This is a genomic window from Streptomyces sp. NPDC001880, assembly GCF_053594575.1.
In genome coordinates, this window is the sequence record NZ_JBSFET010000242.1 from 1 (window position 1) to 2,409 (window position 2,409).

Below are 2,409 nucleotides of genomic sequence, written 5' to 3' on the forward strand. Positions count from 1 at the left end.
TAACGCGACGCACTTCGCGGGGCGTGAGGTCACCCCACCAGGGGAGTGAAGAGAATTATTCGTGGCTCTGTGGCGAAGTCTTGCCCAAGCGGCGCGGGCAGCGAACGTCTTGCCCAGACCGGTCTCGCCGTAGATCAGCGACATCGCGCGAGCGTCGACCGTCTCGGAGATCGTGTCCTGGACCTGGAGCAGCACATCGGTCGTCACCAGCTTCGCGCCAGGAACGTCAAGGAAGAACTCCGGTTCCATGTCCCCCGGCTCCCACACATCGGGCGGCACTTCACTCGTCACGCTCACTCCTCATCAAGGGATCTTCGTCAGGGGCGGCACGCCCGGGAACGGCCCAGCCAGGGGCCGGCCCCAGACGCGGGACATAGCGCTCGGTAGCCCGTCGGCGCGAGGCGGGCGTGCGGGCTTGGTCTGTGGCCTTGAGTTCCCTCGCCGCCTGGGCCGACGTCATACGGGGCAGCCGCTCGGGCGGACCTGCTTGCGTGGATGCAGCGAACCGGTCCCTGCGTGTGGCCGCAGACCGCTTGAGGGCCCGGCGCAGCTCCCGGTCCCTGGCCGAGCGGGACTTCAGTACCGCGCGCCGCTCGTCCTCACTCGCCTCGTCCGCGAGGACCGCCCGGCCGAGATAACGGTTGCCGGCAGCGGTGTACAGATCGATCTCGTGAGCATGGTGCGGCATGAAGTGCACCTTCACCCGGGTACCGAGGCGGCCCACGCCGTCCTCGGGCATGTAGAAACGGCCATGGAACTGGACCCCATGACTGGTGATCTTCCTCGGGCGGTCGTCGCTGGACATCATGTAGGCGCGCAGATCGGGCGCGCTGACCTCACGCAACGGGGTGGTATCAGCCTGCCATGCCTGAAGCGGTGTCATCCCCGTACGGGCCACGATATCCGCGGTGTTGTGCCGCTCGACCCACTCACGCAGCAACACCACGAACGCCTCGTAGGCCAGCGGCGGGTCGTCCTGGCCGGCCCGCCGCCGGTGGTCGAGGAGCGGGGCCTTGGTGTAGCGGGGCAGATCGGCGAAGAACCGCGTCACCGCAGTCCGGTTCAACCGTTCCACACCGCCCTTGTGCCGGGGCGTGTAGACCCGCTGCAACGGCACACCCAGCGCGCCGAAGGCGTCCTTGACCGCCCTGGACACGAAGTCCGCGCCACCATCGATCCGTACCATCGCCGGCAGGCCCCCGGCCGGTCCGTAGTCGTCGCCCATCAAGACCGCGGAGCGCAGTGCGGCCAGGACCGAGTCCCGGTGCGCGCTGGACGCAGTGACCGCCCACCCCATCACCATCGACGTCGCCCGGTCCTCGTACCAGGTCACCCACACCCGCGACAGGGAACCGTCGGGCAGCACGACACGCAGCGGCGCGTGCTGGTGATCGGCCTCCCACACCTCGTTACGGCCCACCGCAGGCCGTCTGAACGCAGGGTCGTAGTCACGCGCCGCCGGGATACCCTCACGCAGCCCAGCCATGAACCCCGGGGTGAGATCCCGCCGGATCGCGTCATGCAGCGTGCTCAGGCCCGGAGGCCGCCGACCGGCCGCACGGGCCCGTCGGGCCAGTTCCTCGTGCGCCCGCTTCACATTGCCCAGGCAGTCCGCGAGGACCTCGTGAACCTCGTCGGTGATCTCAAGGCGGGCGCGCGGCACCGGTTCAGCTGAACCGGTCTGCTCGGCCCGCGCCAGCCACCGCCACACCGTCCGCACACTCACACCCAGCGACGACGCCACGAGACGGACATGCGCCGTCGTCAACTCATCCCCAGCACGCCGCTGCTGAAGCCCACAAACGGCTACCGCGCGCAGCAGCTCACGCCGGTCAGCCAGCGACGCTCCACCCGCACCGTCCTCCTCGTCCGTCACAGCCCCGGACGCTACGGAGCCAACTCGTCACCAGCCAAAACGCAAAAACGCTTCCCCGCCCCGCGCTGATGAACCGCCCCGAAAACCGCTCCCCCATCACGGCCCGCCTGCTACACACCACCGCCGACTCAGGACGTATGGCCCCCATGACACCGACCCACACGGCCACCCGTCACCGTGAAACACGGGCTCCTGTCACTACCCGCACCACCAAAAAAAGGGGCCCTACCAGGCCCTCGACCATCCATGACACCAACCCGTATCAACCAGTGACACCCAACCCACACCTCACACACACCATCAAAAACCCCTACTCACCGAACTCACCCACCGTCAGAAATGGGCCCTATTTAAGCATCTGAAAGGTGCTGGATTCGGGATCTGCAAACCCCACGCATTCCGAATCCGAAAGTGCGTCAAAAACCGACTCCGATCTTTTCACGCAGGTACGCCGCACCATGACCAACAGATAGGAGCACCAGCATGCCGATGATCGTGGACCCGGATGCTCCGCTGATCACACCGCCCGAGCG

The 2,409-nt window shown here is 67.2% G+C and carries 1 protein-coding gene and 1 pseudogene; both read right to left on the reverse strand.

Annotated features, from left to right (window positions below; translation table 11 throughout):
* A pseudogene (locus tag ACWCQ6_RS36835) lies at window positions 1-291 on the reverse strand (hypothetical protein); the annotation flags it as partial.
* On the reverse strand, window positions 281-1,768 hold the full coding sequence (locus ACWCQ6_RS36840) for a Mu transposase C-terminal domain-containing protein (RefSeq protein ID WP_451096813.1): 1,488 nt from the start codon (window positions 1,766-1,768) through the stop codon (window positions 281-283). The pseudogene ACWCQ6_RS36835 and the gene ACWCQ6_RS36840, both read right to left, overlap by 11 nt.
* Window positions 1,769-2,409: the final 641 nt, after the last annotated feature.